Annotated in this window: 17 protein-coding genes; 9 read left to right on the forward strand and 8 right to left on the reverse strand. The window is 52.7% G+C overall.

What is annotated here, in order from left to right:
* Positions 1–116: 116 nt before the first annotated feature.
* From prs to lolB, 3 genes are all read right to left on the reverse strand, one after another.
* Entirely contained in the window at positions 117–1,064 is a 948-nt protein-coding gene (gene prs, locus HV041_RS07245; RefSeq protein ID WP_001518537.1) for a ribose-phosphate diphosphokinase, read from the reverse strand.
* 264 nt (positions 1,065–1,328) lie between these two features.
* Positions 1,329–2,180 carry a 4-(cytidine 5'-diphospho)-2-C-methyl-D-erythritol kinase gene (ispE, locus tag HV041_RS07250; RefSeq protein WP_116359973.1) on the reverse strand — a complete coding sequence of 284 codons (852 nt, stop codon included), beginning with the start codon at positions 2,178–2,180 and terminating at the stop codon, positions 1,329–1,331.
* Complete coding sequence (lolB, locus tag HV041_RS07255) at positions 2,177–2,800, reverse strand: lipoprotein insertase outer membrane protein LolB (protein WP_048211459.1); 624 nt, start codon at positions 2,798–2,800, stop codon at positions 2,177–2,179. Before lolB ends, ispE begins: the two co-directional genes overlap by 4 nt.
* A 304-nt stretch (positions 2,801–3,104) precedes the next feature.
* On the opposite strand from lolB, the gene hemA reads away from it, so the two are divergent.
* The 6 genes from hemA to kdsA are packed head-to-tail and all read left to right on the forward strand — an operon-like array spanning position 3,105 to position 8,410.
* Positions 3,105–4,361: a glutamyl-tRNA reductase gene (gene hemA, locus HV041_RS07260; protein ID WP_040233235.1), complete on the forward strand. Its 1,257-nt coding sequence runs from the start codon at positions 3,105–3,107 to the stop codon at positions 4,359–4,361.
* Positions 4,362–4,402: 41 nt separating this feature from the next.
* Complete coding sequence (gene prfA, locus HV041_RS07265) at positions 4,403–5,485, forward strand: peptide chain release factor 1 (RefSeq protein WP_061068026.1); 1,083 nt, start codon at positions 4,403–4,405, stop codon at positions 5,483–5,485.
* Positions 5,485–6,318 (forward strand): peptide chain release factor N(5)-glutamine methyltransferase, encoded by an 834-nt coding sequence (gene prmC, locus HV041_RS07270; RefSeq protein ID WP_048211461.1) that lies wholly within the window; start codon positions 5,485–5,487, stop codon positions 6,316–6,318. Before prfA ends, prmC begins: the two co-directional genes overlap by 1 nt.
* Entirely contained in the window at positions 6,315–6,707 is a 393-nt protein-coding gene (gene sirB2 / locus HV041_RS07275) for an invasion regulator SirB2 (RefSeq protein WP_061068025.1), read from the forward strand. The genes prmC and sirB2 overlap by 4 nt, the downstream gene beginning before the upstream one ends.
* Positions 6,708–6,710: 3 nt before the next feature.
* Positions 6,711–7,520 (forward strand): invasion regulator SirB1, encoded by an 810-nt coding sequence (gene sirB1, locus HV041_RS07280; RefSeq protein WP_048211462.1) that lies wholly within the window; start codon positions 6,711–6,713, stop codon positions 7,518–7,520.
* A gap of 35 nt (positions 7,521–7,555) precedes the next feature.
* The gene (kdsA, locus tag HV041_RS07285; RefSeq protein WP_003020772.1) at positions 7,556–8,410 is read left to right on the forward strand and encodes a 3-deoxy-8-phosphooctulonate synthase; all 855 of its coding nucleotides are present in this window, start codon (positions 7,556–7,558) and stop codon (positions 8,408–8,410) included.
* Between the two features lie 98 nt (positions 8,411–8,508).
* Here kdsA and chaA read toward each other — a convergent pair whose 3' ends face one another.
* A complete protein-coding gene (gene chaA, locus HV041_RS07290) occupies positions 8,509–9,609 on the reverse strand; it encodes a sodium-potassium/proton antiporter ChaA (RefSeq protein ID WP_121584722.1) in 1,101 nt (366 codons plus the stop codon).
* A 403-nt stretch (positions 9,610–10,012) separates the two neighbouring features.
* Between chaA and HV041_RS07295 the strand changes: the two genes are divergently transcribed.
* The gene (locus tag HV041_RS07295; protein WP_101743259.1) at positions 10,013–10,708 is read left to right on the forward strand and encodes a gamma-glutamylcyclotransferase; all 696 of its coding nucleotides are present in this window, start codon (positions 10,013–10,015) and stop codon (positions 10,706–10,708) included.
* A 60-nt stretch (positions 10,709–10,768) separates the two neighbouring features.
* On the opposite strand, the gene HV041_RS07300 is transcribed toward HV041_RS07295, so the two are convergent.
* Positions 10,769–11,014, reverse strand: a complete 246-nt coding sequence (locus tag HV041_RS07300) for a DUF1883 domain-containing protein (protein ID WP_042318612.1) — start codon at positions 11,012–11,014, stop codon at positions 10,769–10,771.
* A 263-nt stretch (positions 11,015–11,277) separates the two neighbouring features.
* Positions 11,278–11,631, reverse strand: coding sequence for a DsrE/DsrF/TusD sulfur relay family protein (locus tag HV041_RS07305; protein ID WP_005126372.1), 354 nt, complete (start codon positions 11,629–11,631; stop codon positions 11,278–11,280).
* Positions 11,632–11,806: 175 nt separating this feature from the next.
* On the opposite strand from HV041_RS07305, the gene HV041_RS07310 reads away from it, so the two are divergent.
* Complete coding sequence (locus HV041_RS07310) at positions 11,807–13,192, forward strand: YchO/YchP family invasin (RefSeq protein WP_121584721.1); 1,386 nt, start codon at positions 11,807–11,809, stop codon at positions 13,190–13,192.
* An 11-nt stretch (positions 13,193–13,203) separates the two neighbouring features.
* Here the strand turns inward: HV041_RS07310 and narL are convergent, their stop codons facing one another.
* Together narL and narX are read right to left on the reverse strand one after the other, a co-directional pair.
* Positions 13,204–13,854, reverse strand: coding sequence for a two-component system response regulator NarL (gene narL / locus HV041_RS07315; protein WP_061068018.1), 651 nt, complete (start codon positions 13,852–13,854; stop codon positions 13,204–13,206).
* A complete protein-coding gene (narX, locus tag HV041_RS07320; protein WP_182294114.1) occupies positions 13,847–15,643 on the reverse strand; it encodes a nitrate/nitrite two-component system sensor histidine kinase NarX in 1,797 nt (598 codons plus the stop codon). Before narX ends, narL begins: the two co-directional genes overlap by 8 nt.
* Positions 15,644–15,982: 339 nt before the next feature.
* On the opposite strand from narX, the gene HV041_RS07325 reads away from it, so the two are divergent.
* Positions 15,983–17,374, forward strand: a complete 1,392-nt coding sequence (locus HV041_RS07325) for a NarK family nitrate/nitrite MFS transporter (protein ID WP_061068016.1) — start codon at positions 15,983–15,985, stop codon at positions 17,372–17,374.
* Positions 17,375–17,479: the final 105 nt, after the last annotated feature.

Genomic DNA, 17,479 nt, shown 5'->3' on the forward strand with positions numbered 1-17,479 from the left:
TTCATCCATGGGCGCATCATCTGTCAATTGAATGGCAGGTGAAGGAGGCAAAAGTCATACAAATAAATATTACAGATAAAAAAACCCGCCGCAGCGGGTTTTTGAGCCGGGTTCGATTAATGCTCGAACATAGCAGAGATGGATTCTTCGTTGCTGATACGACGAATCGCTTCGGCCAGCATACCCGACAGAGTCAACGTACGCACGTTTGGCAGTGCTTTGATTTCGTCGGTCAGTGGAATGGTGTCACAGACAACGACTTCATCAATTACTGAGTTGCGCAGGTTGTTTGCCGCATTACCTGAGAAGATCGGGTGAGTTGCATAAGCAAATACGCGTTTAGCACCACGCTCTTTCAGCGCTTCAGCAGCTTTACACAGCGTACCGCCGGTATCGATCATGTCATCAACCAGCACGCAGTCACGGCCCGCAACGTCACCAATGATGTGCATCACCTGAGAAACGTTCGCACGCGGGCGACGTTTATCGATGATAGCCATATCGGTATCGTTCAGCAGTTTAGCGATAGCGCGGGCACGCACGACGCCACCAATGTCTGGAGAAACCACAATCGGGTTGTCCAGATTCAACTGCAGCATGTCTTCTAACAGAATCGGGCTACCGAATACGTTATCAACCGGCACATCAAAGAAGCCCTGGATCTGTTCAGCATGCAGGTCAACGGTGAGGACGCGGTCAACGCCAACGCTGGACAGGAAGTCCGCGACGACTTTAGCGGTAATCGGAACACGAGCAGAACGTACGCGACGATCCTGACGTGCATAGCCGAAGTAAGGGATAACGGCGGTGATACGGCCTGCGGAAGCACGGCGCAGCGCATCAACCATAACGACCAATTCCATCAGGTTGTCGTTAGTAGGGGCACAAGTGGACTGGATGATGAAAATATCACCACCGCGTACATTTTCATTAATTTGTACGCTGACTTCGCCGTCGCTAAAGCGACCTACAGCGGCGTCGCCGAGTGAAGTGTACAGGCGGTTGGCAATACGTTGTGCTAGTTCCGGGGTGGCGTTACCAGCAAAAAGCTTCATATCAGGCACGAGAAGAACCTCAGGCATGCGTCCATTGGTGGAAAGAATCTGCCGAAAACTGTGCGGGCCAGGCAGTATCCTCTCCAGGCGGTGTATTAAAGAGCGCGATGCAACGTCTGGAACAGGGTGACGTTGTCACCGCAACTCAGCTTGCCCGGCTTACTCGTCATCAGCCGCGTTTCACGTGCTGGCATCAATTTCTCACACCAGTCACATACTTTTGTATGTGTCTGGCGATTCGTCATCTCGCCATCTTCCTGAAACCCAAATGATTTAGAGTAGCGCTCTGTGCAATGGGGAGAGGTTGACACCTTTCGCCACAAAGCCTTTGAGCCAATCCGGGGCTTGCTCAAGCACCTGGCGAGCACGAGACTCAGTGTCAAATTCAGCAAAGACACAAGCCCCTGTACCAGTCAGGCGCGACGGCGCGTATTCTAACAGCCAGGAAAGCGCCGCATCAACCTCGCGAAAACGTTTTCTTGCGATAACCTCGCAATCATTGCCGAATTCACATTTTAGTAACGTTTCTATTGACCTTTTTGGCGTGTTACGGGGGAGGTCAGGATCGTTAAAAATCACCGGCGTTGGAATACTGACTCCCGGATGGGCGACCAGGTACCATTTTTCTGCTGGATTGACCGGCGTCAGAATTTCTCCTACGCCTTCAGCAAAGGCTGCGTGACCGCGTACGAATACCGGTACGTCGGCGCCCAGCGTTAAGCCCAGTATTGCCAGTTCATCTACAGACAACCCACACTGCCACAGCTGATTCAGCGCCACTAAAACGGTGGCGGCATTCGATGAGCCACCACCGAGGCCGCCGCCCATCGGCAGGCGTTTGTCGATACTGATGTCCGCGCCGCTCCCTTTGGGAAGACGATTGCTTTCAGACGCCGTTGTCATTAGCAAACGCGCTGCGCGAACGATCAGGTTGTCTTCATGCTCAACCCCATCAACGGGCGTTAACAGGTGAATTTCACCGTCGCTGCGCAGCGCAATATCTATCGTATCGCCGTAATCCAGAAACTGGAACAACGTCTGCAGCGTGTGATAACCGTCCGCACGCTGCCCGGTGATGTATAGAAATAAATTCAATTTTGCCGGAGAGGGCCAACGGGTCATCATTTCACAATCCAGTTATCCATTTTCAGCTTAATGCGCTGGGAGCCGTCGGACAGCTCCATATTTGCAGGCATCGCCGGCTGCGTTTTGCTGTCGTAGGCGCTGTACACGACTTTCCAGCTTTTGCCATCTTTACTGTAATTCACTTCGCTCAGACGATATTGGTCGTCAAGTTTATAATCGGTGGCGTCTCCCGGCAGACCCAGGATCCACTGGCGCAAGCTGTTCAATGGAATAGGCATGCCGGTCAGTTTACCAATCATCTCTTCGGCGTCGTCAGCGGTGTAGTGCTTCCCTTTGTTGTCGACGAGTTCCACGTTGCCCGGTTGCGCGTTCAGTTCCAGTTCGGTACTGCCCAACGGATTGGTTAGCAGAAGGCGATAGCGATCCTGGCCAGTTTGCTGCCAGAAAAAGCGGGCATACACTTTCTGCTGGTCGGAAATATAGGCAAACGCACCGCGTGTCTGATATTGGTTCAGGGCGCGCACTTCCTGCTGGTGCTGGCGCCACTGCGGAGAGTCGGGGCTTTTGCCGGGACCTTTCGGCGCGTTGAGCGTACAGGCAGTAAGAACCAGGGCCGCCAGCGGCAGCAGGCGAATCAGGCGAAAATCAGGCAGGGTCATAATGATGACAAATCCTTGTAATACGGTGCATTAATTGCCTGATGGCGCGGCGCTTATCAGGCCTACAAACTGAATCCGCAGGTCGGAAAAGACGCGTTTTTCGCCATCCGGCAAAATCATGCCAGCGGTTGCAGTTATAACCCTTAATGCTAGCGCCGACCGTGAATATCGTCTACGGTCACGTTATCTTAATTTAAACCGTAAGCTATTACTCCAAAAGGGGGCAGTCTCTTTTATTGGCTGCACGCATCCTGTATGATGCACCCAGTCTAACCTTATCAACGCTGGTACTATTCCCGCACACATGACCCTTTTAGCGCTTGGTATTAACCATAAAACGGCACCTGTATCGCTGCGAGAACGCGTAACGTTTTCGCCGGATACGCTCGATCAGGCGCTGGACAGCCTGCTTGCGCAGCCAATGGTGCAGGGCGGGGTAGTGTTGTCGACGTGTAACCGCACAGAGCTGTATCTCAGCGTAGAAGAGCAGGATAACCTGCAGGAAGCGCTGATTCGCTGGCTGTGTGAGTACCACAATCTGAACGAAGAAGACCTGCGCAGTAGCCTCTACTGGCACCAGGACAACGACGCCGTCAGCCATCTGATGCGTGTCGCCAGCGGTCTGGATTCGCTGGTGCTTGGCGAGCCACAAATTCTGGGGCAGGTGAAAAAAGCCTTTGCGGACTCGCAAAAAGGCCATCTGAACGCCAGTGCGCTGGAACGTATGTTCCAGAAATCATTCTCTGTCGCGAAGCGTGTACGCACAGAAACGGATATCGGTGCCAGCGCGGTGTCCGTCGCGTTTGCTGCCTGTACCCTGGCGCGGCAGATCTTTGAATCCCTTTCCACGGTAACCGTGTTGTTAGTGGGTGCCGGCGAGACCATCGAGCTGGTGGCGCGACATCTGCGTGAGCATAAAGTGAAGAAGATGATCATCGCTAACCGCACACGTGAGCGTGCGCAGGTGCTGGCCGATGAAGTCGGCGCCGAGGTGATTTCTCTGAGCGATATTGATGCCCGCTTACAGGATGCCGATATTATTATCAGCTCTACCGCCAGCCCGCTGCCTATTATTGGCAAGGGGATGGTCGAACGTGCGCTAAAAAATCGCCGTAATCAGCCTATGCTGCTGGTCGATATTGCGGTACCACGCGATGTTGAACCGGAAGTGGGCAAACTGTCCAACGCCTATTTGTACAGTGTTGACGACCTGCAAAGCATCATTTCGCATAACCTGGCGCAGCGCAAAGCGGCCGCCGTGGAAGCGGAAACCATCGTTGCGCAGGAAACCAGCGAGTTTATGGCCTGGCTGCGAGCACAAAGCGCAAGCGAGACCATCCGCGATTATCGCAGTCAGTCTGAACAAATCCGTGATGAACTGACCGCTAAAGCGTTGGCTGCTCTGGAACAGGGCGGTGATGCGCAAGCCATTATGCAGGACCTGGCGTGGAAGCTGACTAACCGCCTGATCCACGCACCAACCAAATCACTTCAACAGGCCGCCCGTGACGGGGACAGTGAACGCCTGAATATTCTGCGCGACAGCCTCGGGCTGGAGTAGCAGTACACCAATCTCATTTTTTACAGGGTGCATTTACGCCTATGAAGCCTTCTATCGTTGCCAAACTGGAAGCCCTGCATGAACGCCATGAAGAAGTTCAGGCGCTGCTCGGTGATGCGGGAACTATCGCAGACCAGGAACGCTTTCGTGCATTGTCGCGCGAATATGCGCAATTAAGTGATGTTTCCCGTTGTTTTACGGACTGGCAACAGGTTCAGGAAGATATCGAAACGGCACAGATGATGCTCGACGATCCTGAAATGCGTGAAATGGCGCAGGATGAACTGCGCGAAGCAAAAGAGAAATGTGAACAGCTGGAACAGCATCTGCAGGTTCTGCTGCTGCCAACCGATCCTGATGATGAACGTAACGCCTTCCTCGAAGTGCGTGCGGGAACCGGTGGTGATGAAGCGGCGCTGTTTGCGGGCGATCTGTTCCGCATGTACAGCCGTTACGCTGAATCGCGTCGCTGGCGGGTAGAGATCATGAGCGCCAACGAAGGCGAACATGGTGGCTACAAAGAAATTATTGCCAAAGTCAGCGGTGATGGCGTGTATGGTCGGCTGAAATTTGAGTCCGGCGGTCATCGCGTACAGCGCGTACCGGCGACCGAATCTCAAGGGCGTATCCATACTTCCGCTTGTACGGTCGCGGTGATGCCGGAACTGCCGGAAGCAGAACTGCCGGATATCAACCCAGCCGATCTGCGTATTGATACCTTCCGCTCATCCGGCGCTGGGGGTCAGCACGTTAACACCACCGACTCCGCTATCCGTATTACCCACTTGCCGACCGGCATTGTGGTGGAGTGTCAGGACGAACGTTCACAGCATAAAAACAAAGCGAAAGCGATGTCAGTGCTGGGCGCGCGTATTCGTGCCGCCGAAGTGGCCAGGCGTCAGCAGGCGGAAGCCTCTGAACGTCGCAACCTGTTGGGCAGTGGCGATCGCAGCGATCGCAACCGTACCTATAACTTCCCGCAGGGGCGTGTGACCGATCACCGCATCAACCTGACACTTTACCGTCTGGATGAAGCGATGGAAGGTAAACTGGATATGCTCATTGAGCCAATCGTCCAGGAATACCAGGCCGACCAGTTGGCGGCGTTGTCCGAGCAAGATTAATGGACTATCAGCAATGGCTGCGTGAAGCAATAAGCCAGCTACAGACCAGTGAAAGCCCGCGCCGTGACGCCGAGATTTTACTCGAGTTTGTCACCGGTAAAGGGCGTACCTTTATTCTGGCGTTCGGCGAAACGGTGTTAACCGAGGCGCAGCATCAACGGCTCGGTACATTACTGGAACGCCGTCAGCGGGGTGAGCCGGTGGCACATCTGACCGGCGTGCGCGAGTTCTGGTCGCTGCCGCTGTTTGTGTCTCCGGCTACGCTTATTCCACGCCCGGATACCGAGTGCCTGGTTGAACAGGCACTGGCGCGTTTGCCTGCCTCGCCGTGCCGTATTCTCGACTTGGGAACCGGTACGGGCGCCATCGCGCTGGCGCTGGCGTCTGAGCGTCCGGATTGCACGGTGACAGCAGTTGACCGCATGCCGGATGCCGTAAACCTGGCAAACCGCAATCGACAAAATCTGGCTATCGACAATGTGCATGTGTTGCAAAGTGACTGGTTCAGTGCTTTGCAGGGGCAGCAGTTTGAGATGATCGTCAGTAACCCGCCGTACATCGACGAGCAGGATCCTCACCTGGCGCAGGGCGATGTACGTTTTGAGCCGCTATCGGCACTGGTAGCGGGCGAGCAGGGTATGGCGGATATCGTGCATATCATTGATCAGTCTCGACACATGCTAACGCCCGGCGGTTATCTGTTGCTGGAACATGGCTGGCAACAGGGTGAGGCGGTACGCGACGCGTTTACCCGCGCAGGTTACCAGGCGGTTGAAACCTGTCGTGACTATGGCGGCAACGAGCGGATTACGCTCGGGCGCATCCCATCATGAATTCGTTCAGCACACTACTTACTATTCATCTCGTTAGCATCGTGCTTTCTGTCGGGCTACTCACGTTGCGTTTTTGGTGGCGTTCTACCAATACACGTCTTGCATCATCGCGCTGGACGCGTATTCTGCCACCGATCATTGATACCGTTTTACTCCTCAGCGGCGTGGCGTTGATCGCTAAAACGCACATCCTGCCATTCACCGAGCAGGGGACATGGCTGACTGAAAAGCTGTTTGGGGTTATCATTTACATCGTTTTGGGTTTTATTGCGCTCGATTACCGTCGGGCGCGCAGTCAGCAGGCGAGATTAATCGCATTTCCGCTGGCGCTGGTGGTGCTGTACATCATCATTAAACTCGCCACCACAAAAATACCGTTACTGGGGTAAGTCATGAGGTCGTTAGCTGATTTCGAATTTAATAAAGCGCCGTTGTGTGATGGGATGATCCTGGCGTCGGAGTCTATCCGTCTGGATTTTCCAACACAAACTGTCTATGACGAACTGGAACGTCTGGTTGGTCTGGCGCAAGAAGAAATTAGCCAGCTCCTGTCTCAGGATGAGCAACTGGATAAACTGCTGGCACTTTTTTACGGCGAATGGGGTTTTACGGACACCCACGGCGTCTATCGTCTTTCTGATGCACTATGGCTCGACCAGGTTCTGAAAAATCGTCAGGGCAGTGCGGTTTCACTCGGTGCCATCTTATTGTGGATTGCTAACCGACTGGATCTGCCGTTGGTACCGGTGATTTTCCCGACACAACTCATCCTGCGTATTGAATCGCTCGATGGTGAAATGTGGCTAATCAATCCGTTCAATGGCGAAACGTTAAATGAACACACGTTGGAAGTGTGGCTGAAGGGTAACATTAGCCCGGTTGCCGAACTGTTCAACGAGGATCTTGACGAAGCGGATAACGCGGAAGTGATCCGCAAACTGCTCGACACGCTGAAATCATCGCTAATGGAAGAGCGACAAATGGAACTGGCGCTGCGAGCCAGCGAAGCATTACTGCAGTTTAATCCTGAGGATCCGTATGAAATACGCGATCGCGGATTAATCTACGCGCAGCTGGAATGTGAACATGTTGCGCTGACTGATTTAAGTTATTTCGTTGAGCAGTGTCCGGAAGACCCGATCAGCGAAATGATCCGTGCGCAGATTAATACTATTTCGCACAAGCAAATTGTATTGCATTGATTAATAACACTTTACCTACCGTTTAAGGCGATCCTATGAAACAAAAAGTGGTTAGCATTGGCGACATCAACGTGGCAAATGACCTGCCGTTCGTGCTGTTTGGCGGAATGAACGTGCTGGAATCCCGCGATCTGGCGATGCGCATTTGTGAGCACTACGTAACCGTTACTCAAAAGCTGGGTATCCCTTACGTGTTCAAAGCCTCCTTTGATAAAGCCAACCGTTCTTCCATCCACTCTTACCGTGGGCCAGGTCTTGAAGAAGGGATGAAAATCTTCCAGGAACTGAAGCAGACGTTTGGCGTAAAAGTGATCACCGACGTTCATGAAGCCAGCCAGGCACAGCCTGTTGCCGATGTGGTGGATGTGATTCAGCTGCCGGCATTCCTTGCTCGTCAGACCGACCTGGTAGAAGCGATGGCGAAAACGGGCGCTGTTATTAACGTGAAAAAACCGCAATTCGTAAGCCCGGGTCAGATGGGCAACATCGTGGATAAATTCCATGAAGGTGGTAACGATAAGGTTATTTTGTGCGACCGTGGCGCTAACTTTGGTTATGACAACCTGGTTGTAGACATGCTGGGCTTCAGCGTGATGAAGAAAGTCTCCGGCAACTCACCAGTGATTTTTGACGTTACCCATGCGCTGCAATGCCGTGATCCGTTTGGCGCAGCAAGCGGCGGTCGTCGTGCGCAGGTTACCGAACTGGCTCGCGCCGGTATGGCGGTAGGTCTGGCAGGTCTGTTTATTGAAGCGCATCCGGATCCAGCCAATGCGAAATGCGATGGCCCATCCGCGCTGCCGCTGGCGAAACTGGAACAGTTCCTGACGCAGATTAAAGCGATTGATGACCTGGTGAAAAGCTTCGACGAGCTGGATACCGAGAACTAATTCATTTTGTGTGCCTGATAGAGCTTGCGCTTATCAGGTATACAAAAGGAAATAAGAAGCCGGACCCGACAAGTTGTGTTGGTGTCCGGCTTTTTTCATCAGGCAAATATCGTCATCAGATAGGCGATAAACAGCGCCAGATGTGCCGCACCGTTAAGCACATTGGTGCGTCCGGTGGAGAAAGAGATATGGCACAGTACCAGTGAAGAAACCATCACGATCATCTCTGGTGCGCCCAGCGCAAACACCAAATCATTCCCGGTTGCCCATGCGATCAGTGTCACCACTGGTACGGTCAGTGAAATAGTGGCTAATACTGAACCGAAGAACAAATTCATCGCCCGCTGTACCTGATTGCTCAGAACCGCTTTCAGCGCGCCCAGCCCTTCAGGAGAGAGGATGAGTAACGCAACCAGGAAACCGGTAAAGGCCACTGGGGCATTCAGTTCAGTCAGCAAGGTCTCCAGTGGGCTGGCGTTCATCTTGGTTACGGCAATAACGGCGATCAGATGAATGATAAGCCAGGCGGCGTGCCACATATTGCTGTGTGCTGACGGCTTACCGTGATGCGGGTCGTCATCGTCGCCTTCATCTTCATGCTCGTAAATGAACAGGCTCTGGTGTGTTTTAGTCTGGATCAGCAAAAATACGCCGTACATTGCTGCTGAAATTAAGGCTACCAGCAGTGCCTGTGCGGTGGTGAAATTCGCTCCCGGTAATGCCATCGGGAATACCAGCACGATAATGGCCAGCGGGAATAGAGCAATTAAATACTGCTTAATACCGAACAGGTTCATATACTGGGTGGCAAATTTGCGGCCACCCAACAGTAATGAAAACCCGACCAGCCCACCGGTTACGATCATAATGATTGAATAGAGCGTATCGCGCATTAGCGTGGGTGCGGCGTCACCAGTTGCCATTAATGCGGAAATTAAACTGACTTCGAGAATAACCACCGAAAGGCTGAGAATCAGCGAGCCATAGGGTTCACCAAGTCGGTGAGCTAATACGTCTGCATGACGGACAACGCTGAATGCGCTACTTAATATACCAATAAGGGCTAGTGCGTTAATGCCGATGACCACTGGTAGTGACTGACTGCTCCCCCAAAAGAACAGTACTACCAGCGCCAAAATCGGAAAGGCGAGTGAGGTCTCCTTGTGGCGGGTTTTTACCGCCTCATGTGCATGTGTCATGTAATTAATTCTCCATCTCTGCAGGTGCTTATAATTATAAATGTATTAAAGAATGTAAAAAATAACAGATCTTTCGGTATTTCCGATCTGATTTTACGTAATTTTACGGCATGGACCATTTTTTGCATCAAAGTGAGCAAAATGGTGTGTCTTGTTTAGAGAGCATTTAAATAACAAGATGTTAGATTTCTAAATCAATCAAAATATCACACGATGAGATGCTGACGGTCGCGCCAGACCGGGACATAAAAAGAGGATATAAAGTGCCGTTGAGCCTTTGTTGCCTTGCATGCAGTCGATGAATTGCCTATTGTCCTGGTATTGGTTTCAAAATGAGCAGTAAAAAAGCCTGGAAGGCGTCAAAAAAGTTGTCGCAGGGAAGTCGCAGTGGCGGAGGTGTAAGGTGTTAACGCGTGATTTTTTATTGAATGCTGACTGTAAGACGGCATTTGGTGATATTGAAGAATCACTACTCTGGTCGGCGGAACAACGGGCAGCCTCACTGGCCGCCACGCTTGCCTGCCGTCCAGATGATGGACCGGTGTGGATCTTTGGTTATGGATCGTTGATGTGGAACCCGGCGTTAGAGTTTGAAGAGTCCTGTACCGGGACGTTAGTCGGCTGGCATCGCGCATTTTGTTTGCGCCTGACGGCAGGGCGAGGAACGGCGTGTCAGCCGGGACGGATGTTGGCCCTGAAAGAGGGGGGGCGCACTACGGGTGTGGCATACCGTTTACCGGATGCATCGCTGGAGCAAGAGCTGTCCCTGCTGTGGAAGCGTGAAATGATCACGGGTTGCTACCTGCCAACGTGGTGTCAGCTCACGCTGGATGATGGCCGAACGGTGAGTGCGCTGGTCTTTATTATGGATCCGCGACATCCATTGTTTGAGTCCGATACCCGTGCTCAGGTTATCGCGCCGCTTATTGCTTCTGCCAGTGGGCCATTGGGAACTAACGCGCAATATCTGTTCTCGCTGGAACAGGAATTGGTGAAGTTGGGGATGCAGGATGACTGTCTTAACGATCTGGTGATTACGGTCAAAAGATTGTTGGGAGAGAACCTGCCGGAAGGCGTCATGCGACCGGGATTTGCCTAGGCGTTGCCAGGTTATCTGTTGTGTGCCCGATAAGCGTAGATGCTTTCGGGCAGTACATCATCAGGCTGCAATATAACTGATTGAATGCTCCAGAGACTGGCTGTGGCTGTCGATCAGCACGTTCCAGACGCCGGTATACGGTACAGTCAGCCATGCGTTATCACGATTCTGCACGCTTAAAATGTCGGTCTGCGTGTCTTTGACGTGATTTTTCTCGCTCATCAGATGGATGTGACAACGCTCCGAACAGCGTACCACCACCGTATCTCCACCAAATAATTTCAAACTTGCCTTCACTAATGCCATTTTTCACCCCGTTCTTGAAAACAACGTACTTTCTGTCGAAAGTGCTGCGTGATGTTGTTCACATTTCACTCATTGCATAACACCAAAGGGGAGGGGGCAGGATGCTGATTTTGATCAAAAAATGGCATAACGATTAAACAAAAATGACAAAATCCCTTAAAAGGGTTGAAAGGGCGAGCTTACGTTTAACGAAACCGCGCCCATCTGAGATTAAATCGGGAAATTACCGGCACTTTCAGTACGCTTGCCTGAAAGTGTTGGCATCAGAAGGTCAAAACCTTATCTGCTGCCAGCGTCCACTGAGCCAGTTCCACCAGCGTACCGACTTCAACGCCATCAATTAACGGCAGAGCGGTGATCCCGCGGCCATCGGTACAGGTTTTGCAGAGTTTTACCGGAACGTTTTGTGCTGTCAGGATTTCCAGCATTTGCTGAATATTATAACCTTCCCCCGGTTTCTGCCCGCGCAGCCCTGCAGTGACGGCATCCGACATTAAAAACAGACGCAGGTCGAGGCTGCCCTCCTGCTCGCGCAGAGCGATGGCCAGACGCAGACTGTTGAATAACGACTCGCTTCCATAGGCTGCACCGTTCGCGATGATCACTATCTTTTGCATTTTTACTCCTGTTGCTGCATGTGAGCGTTAATAACTGACACGTATGTTACACCTATTTCCCGATGCCAGGATAATGCCGAAAAAGGAAGGAAGGGCTGAAAATCAATGCTGAAGACGTTATGGTTTAAGATAAGTATGCCGCTGTGGCTAATTGATGTAAGAAACCACTAACGATTTGAGCCGTAATATTTATTTATCTCTCGCAGTATTCTCACTCTTGCCGTTTGCAGGCGGTACTGCCAGCGCGCAATCGTCTTTTATTCACCAGGCGGAGAACCCTTTCGATAACAATAGTGATGGCTTGCCCGATCTCGGTATGGCGCCGGAGTCGCGGGCAGGCGAAAAGCACTTTGCCGAAATGGTTAAAGCGTTTGGGGAAGCCAGCATGACCGATAACGGCCTTGATACTGGCGAGCAAGCGAAGCAGTTCGCGTTTGGCCAGGTGCGTGACACAGTCAGTGAGCAGGTGAATCAGCAACTGGAATCCTGGCTTTCTCCGTGGGGGAATGCCAGCGTTGGGTTGCAGGTGGATAATGAAGGTAGCTTTGCCGGCAGTCGAGGAAGCTGGTTTATCCCGTGGCAGGACAATCAACGCTATCTCACCTGGAGCCAGCTGGGACTGACGCAGCAGGACGAAGGCCTGGTCAGTAATGCGGGGATTGGGCAGCGCTGGGTACGTGACGGTTGGTTAGTGGGTTACAACACCTTTTATGACAACCTGCTGGATGAGAATCTGCCACGTGGCGGGTTCGGTGCCGAGGCGTGGGGAGAGTATCTGCGGCTATCCGCCAACTACTACCAGCCGTTTTCCTCGTGGCAGAATCGTTCTTCGACACAGGAGCAAAGGATGGCGCGGGGCTACGACCTTACTGCATTGATGCGGTTACCCTTTTATGAGCATCTCAATACCAGCGTCAGCGTCGAGCAATATTTTGGCGATCGGGTAGACCTTTTCCATTCGGGAACGGGCTACCGCAATCCGGTGGCGGTAAACCTGGGACTGAGCTATACGCCAGTGCCGCTGATTACGGTGACCGCGCAGCATAAACAGGGCGAAAGCGGGGTAAGCCAAAATAATCTGGGATTGACCCTCAATTATCGTTTTGGCGTTCCGTTAAAAAAACAGTTAATGGTGAGTGAAGTCGCAAACAGCCGATCGCTGCGCGGGAGTCGTTATGACGATCCTCAGCGTAACAGCGTGCCAACGCTGGAGTATCGCCAGCGTAAAACCTTATCTGTATTTCTGACAACACCGCCGTGGGATCTGAAACCCGGCGAGACGGTAGCGTTGAAATTACAGGTGCGTAGTCAGTATGGCATCCGTCATCTGACATGGCAGGGAGACACGAAAGCATTGAGTTTAACGGCCGGAAGCCATCCTCGTAGTGCGCAAGGCTGGACGGTTATTATGCCGAAGTGGGATAGCAGTGAAGGAGCAACCAACCGTTGGCGGCTGTCGGTCGTCGTGGAAGACGAGCAGGGCCAGCGTGTCTCTTCCAATGAGATCACGCTATCACTGCCCGAACCGTTTAATGCCGTTTCGGGAAATGATCCTCGTTAATACTCGCGTTATCAGAAGATGCGTTCCTGGTGCACCCATACCGCGGCTTCAACGCGTGATTTAAGCTTCATTTTCTTCAGCATATGCTTTACATGCACTTTTACCGTGCTTTCGGTGATATCGAGGCGGCGAGCAATCATCTTGTTAGGCAGACCCTGGGCGATGAGCTTAAGAATATCGCGTTCACGTGGCGTCAACTGAGTTACATCACGATCGGAGGTCGCACGGTTAGCGCGCAGGCTGGCGGCCAGAACCGGGGTTAAGGCTTCGCTCAGTACCATTTCGCCGGCGGCAGCCTGTTGCAACGCCTTCAGTAGATCTTCTGGCTCCATGTCTTTCAACAGATAGCCGTCAGCACCGCGTTTCAGGGCAGTCACGACGTCTTCTTCATGGTTGGAAACACTGAAAACGACGATGCGTCCGGACAGAGATTTCTCTCGTAGCTTATCAAGCGTTTCCAGACCGTTCATTCCCGGCATGTTGAGATCAAGAAGGATCAGATCGGGATCAAGTGATTCAGCCAGCTCGATACCCTGCTCGCCATTACTGGCTTCGCCGACCACGGTGATATCGGACGCCATGCTGACAAGCTGTTTTACACCGGTGCGCAGCATCGGATGATCGTCGATCAACAGGATGGTTGCCGGTTCCAGATTACTCATGGGTATCTCCTTGGACTTCTGTGAAGTTTGTTTCGGGAATAAAAGTGACAGCAACTTCAGTACCGCCCGTCTCGCGACGGCGTACACGGCAATCGCCGCGCAAGCTCTGCGCACGGTCGCGCATTATAATCATGCCGTAGTGGTTACTGCGTTCGGCGTTTTCTGGTACGCCGCAGCCGTTATCTTGCACTGTCAGTTTGACCTGTTTGCCATTTTGCACCACCGCCACGATGACTTCATTGGCCTGAGAGTGTTTAAGCGCATTACTCAGGGCCTCACGGGCAATCTGCAGCAGGTGGATCGCCTGATGTGAAGGGACCAGGCGCGGCGGCAACTGATAATCCAGCTTCACCGAAAAACCAAAGCGAGCGCTGTATTCCTGGCAGCTGGCTTCCAGCGCGGGCCGCAACCCAGGCTCAGTCAACTGCAAACGGAAGGTCGTCAACAATTCACGTAGCTGTGCCCATGAAGCATTTAGCTCGTTACGAATCTGACTTAGCAACTCACGACTGTTTTCCGGGAGCGCGTCGCCCTGCATCTGCAAACAACTGACCTGCATCTTCATACAGGAGAGCGATTGTGCAATAGAATCATGGAGTTCGCGAGCAATGGTGGCACGCTCTTCCATCACGATCAACTGCTGCTGACGTTCCTGGTGTCTGTCCAGCGCCAGTGTTGCGGTGAGTTGTTCAACCAGAGTATCGACCAGTTGCTGCTGATCGTGACTGAGATGACGCCCGTACGGCAAGGTGGCGAGCAGAATACCGTACTGGGTATGCGCATCGGTCAGCCGCCATTTCAGCGTAGTACCACCATCAATGGCGGGCAGTGTGCCTCGTGGACACAGATGACAACCTTTTTCATCGCAACTGGCACTCGACTGGCAGGTAAATTCCTGATGATTATCTTCATCTTCCAGGTCATAAACCCGCAACTCAATATCGTGCAGCAGCGTTAAATTTTGCAACCCGTTGAGTACCGGTGAAAGCCGCTCACACAACGGTATCTGTGAGTGCAGACGGCGGTTGGCTTGCCACAGGAAAGAGAGGATCTGGTTTTTATGTTCCAGACCCGCGGTTTTTTCCTGCACCCGCTGTTCCAGTACGGCATAACTTTCGGCCAGTTCTTCGGACATATTGTTCAGCGCCGAACCCAGTGCCGCCATCTCATTACGTCCGCTGATATGCGCACGTTGCGTAAAATCACGCTGGCTGACGGCGCGGGCCATCGCCAGCAGTTGTTTCCACGGCTGCAGCAGACGTACGCGCAGCCAGATAATCGTAAAGACCAGCAGCAGAGCCATAAATACTGCCATCAGGCGATGCAGCATAACAACGCGTTCAATACGCAACTCCGTGGTATGGTCAAAGGCGGTAACCAACTTATCCAGTCCGGTCACAAAGCGTGAAACGTCGTCGGCGACCGCATCCCCCGTTTGTGCATGTTTAAGCCCAGGTGCCAGTTCGGTGTGCCAGTAATCCTGCAATGCCTTTAACTGGGTCTGCTGGCCGTCGCGCTGCGCGGCACGAGTCAGTTCAGGGCTAAACGCCGTTTGTTCCATTTCATCCAGCAGCGGTTGATCGCTGGCGTCCAGCGGTACGGCAGCCAGCAAACGGTAGCTCTGCATACGTAGCGAGCCGGCTTTATTGATCGCGTGAGCGCTATCCTGAATGCCTTGAACCAGCCAGCCGGAGACAGCCATACCCGCCACGCCAAGCGCGGTAGACAGCAAAACAATCAGCGCCACCTGGTTAACCAGCGTAAGCGGGGAAAGACAACGTTTAAACATGTGACTTCTTCCTTCGGGTTCTCAGTGAGCAGAAAACCTTATTGAATGACGATTCTGCTGCAGGCAGTGCCGCTATTCTCAGCGATACACTGGAGTATACCCATACCTCAAACGGGCTACCCCTTAATTGCCGGCAGGGGGAGAGATCCCGGACGTCGGGGAGTAGGGTGCGACAGAAGCGTGAAAAACCACATCTTTTTTACCGAAGTTATGTACTCATTTAGGGTAATGATAAATTTTAGGCGTTAATAATGACACCTTTTCCTTTGATTTATATCAACTTACCCCCGGCTGTAAACCCTAATGTTGCAGGCATCGAAACAAGTATCAGAGGTGTCTATGAGTCACTCATCTGCCCCGGAAAGGGCATCTGGAGCTGTAATCACGGAATGGCGGCCGGAAGATCCCGCCTTCTGGGAACAGCGTGGTCAACGAGTTGCCAGCCGTAACCTGTGGATTTCAGTCCCTTGTCTGCTGCTGGCGTTTTGCGTATGGATGTTATTTAGCGCAGTGGCGGTGAACTTACCGAAAGTGGGATTCAATTTCACCACTGAGCAGCTGTTTATGCTGACGGCATTGCCTTCAGTTTCCGGCGCGCTGCTGCGCGTACCGTACTCCTTTATGGTTCCCCTGTTTGGTGGGCGACGCTGGACAGCGTTCAGCACAGGTATCCTGATAATCCCCTGCGTGTGGTTAGGCTTTGCTGTGCAGGATACCACCACGCCGTTCAGTACCTTTATTATTATCTCCCTGCTGTGCGGTTTTGCCGGTGCGAACTTTGCTTCCAGCATGGCAAATATCAGCTTCTTCTTTCCAAAACAGAAACAGGGCGGCGCGCTGGGGTTGAACGGCGGCCTGGGCAACATGGGCGTCAGCGTGATGCAGTTGGTTGCGCCGCTGGTGGTCTCACTGTCCATCTTCGCCGCTTTTGGCAGCCACGGCGTTGAACAACCGGATGGCACGCAGTTGTATCTGGCAAACGCCGCATGGATTTGGGTGCCGTTCCTCGCTATTTTCACGCTGGCCGCATGGTTCGGTATGAACGAACTGGCAACCTCAAAAGCCTCGCTGAAAGAGCAATTGCCGGTGCTGAAACGCGGGCATTTGTGGATTATGAGCCTGCTGTATCTGGCAACCTTCGGCTCTTTCATCGGCTTCTCCGCAGGTTTCGCGATGCTGTCAAAAACGCAGTTCCCTGAGGTGCAGATCCTGCATTACGCCTTCTTTGGTCCGTTCATTGGCGCTTTGGCGCGTTCTGCGGGCGGCGCAATCTCTGACCGTCTGGGCGGGACCCGCGTCACGCTGGTGAACTTCGTGCTGATGGCTATTTTCAGTGCCTTATTGTTCCTGACGCTGCCATCAAACGGTGTCGGCGGCAACTTCATTGCCTTCTTCGCCGTGTTCCTGGCGCTGTTCCTGACGGCCGGGCTGGGGAGTGGTTCAACCTTCCAGATGATCTCTGTCATCTTCCGTAAGCTGACGATGGACAGAGTGAAAGCTGAAGGCGGTTCAGAAGAGAAAGCGATGCGCGAGGCGGCAACCGACACTGCGGCAGCGTTGGGCTTTATCTCTGCTATTGGTGCGATCGGCGGCTTCTTTATCCCGAAAGCATTTGGTACGTCCCTGGCATTAACCGGTTCTCCGGTCGGTGCGATGAAAGTATTTCTGATCTTCTATGTCGCCTGCGTGGTCATCACCTGGGTGGTATACGGACGTCATTCTAAAAAGTAAAAAAGAGGTATACACAAAATCATTCTAACTGCATCAAGGCGGCAAGTGAGAAATCCCCAGGAGCTTACTGAAGTAAGTGACTGGGGAGAACGAGCGCAGCCAACG

The organism is Citrobacter sp. RHBSTW-00029 (assembly GCF_014104295.1).
GTDB lineage: Bacteria > Pseudomonadota > Gammaproteobacteria > Enterobacterales > Enterobacteriaceae > Citrobacter > Citrobacter youngae.

Bases quoted from the DNA above. Each gene is read 5' to 3' on its own strand.
- ispE (WP_116359973.1), bottom strand. From the start codon at position 2,180: ATGATGACCCGTTGGCCCTCTCCGGCAAAATTGAATTTATTTCTATAC.
- lolB (WP_048211459.1), bottom strand. From the start codon at position 2,800: ATGACCCTGCCTGATTTTCGCCTGATTCGCCTGCTGCCGCTGGCGGCC.
- hemA (WP_040233235.1), top strand. From the start codon at position 3,105: ATGACCCTTTTAGCGCTTGGTATTAACCATAAAACGGCACCTGTATCG.
- prfA (WP_061068026.1), top strand. From the start codon at position 4,403: ATGAAGCCTTCTATCGTTGCCAAACTGGAAGCCCTGCATGAACGCCAT.
- prmC (WP_048211461.1), top strand. From the start codon at position 5,485: ATGGACTATCAGCAATGGCTGCGTGAAGCAATAAGCCAGCTACAGACC.
- sirB2 (WP_061068025.1), top strand. From the start codon at position 6,315: ATGAATTCGTTCAGCACACTACTTACTATTCATCTCGTTAGCATCGTG.
- sirB1 (WP_048211462.1), top strand. From the start codon at position 6,711: ATGAGGTCGTTAGCTGATTTCGAATTTAATAAAGCGCCGTTGTGTGAT.
- kdsA (WP_003020772.1), top strand. From the start codon at position 7,556: ATGAAACAAAAAGTGGTTAGCATTGGCGACATCAACGTGGCAAATGAC.
- chaA (WP_121584722.1), bottom strand. From the start codon at position 9,609: ATGACACATGCACATGAGGCGGTAAAAACCCGCCACAAGGAGACCTCA.
- HV041_RS07300 (WP_042318612.1), bottom strand. From the start codon at position 11,014: ATGGCATTAGTGAAGGCAAGTTTGAAATTATTTGGTGGAGATACGGTG.
- HV041_RS07305 (WP_005126372.1), bottom strand. From the start codon at position 11,631: ATGCAAAAGATAGTGATCATCGCGAACGGTGCAGCCTATGGAAGCGAG.
- narL (WP_061068018.1), bottom strand. From the start codon at position 13,854: ATGAGTAATCTGGAACCGGCAACCATCCTGTTGATCGACGATCATCCG.
- narX (WP_182294114.1), bottom strand. From the start codon at position 15,643: ATGTTTAAACGTTGTCTTTCCCCGCTTACGCTGGTTAACCAGGTGGCG.
- HV041_RS07325 (WP_061068016.1), top strand. From the start codon at position 15,983: ATGAGTCACTCATCTGCCCCGGAAAGGGCATCTGGAGCTGTAATCACG.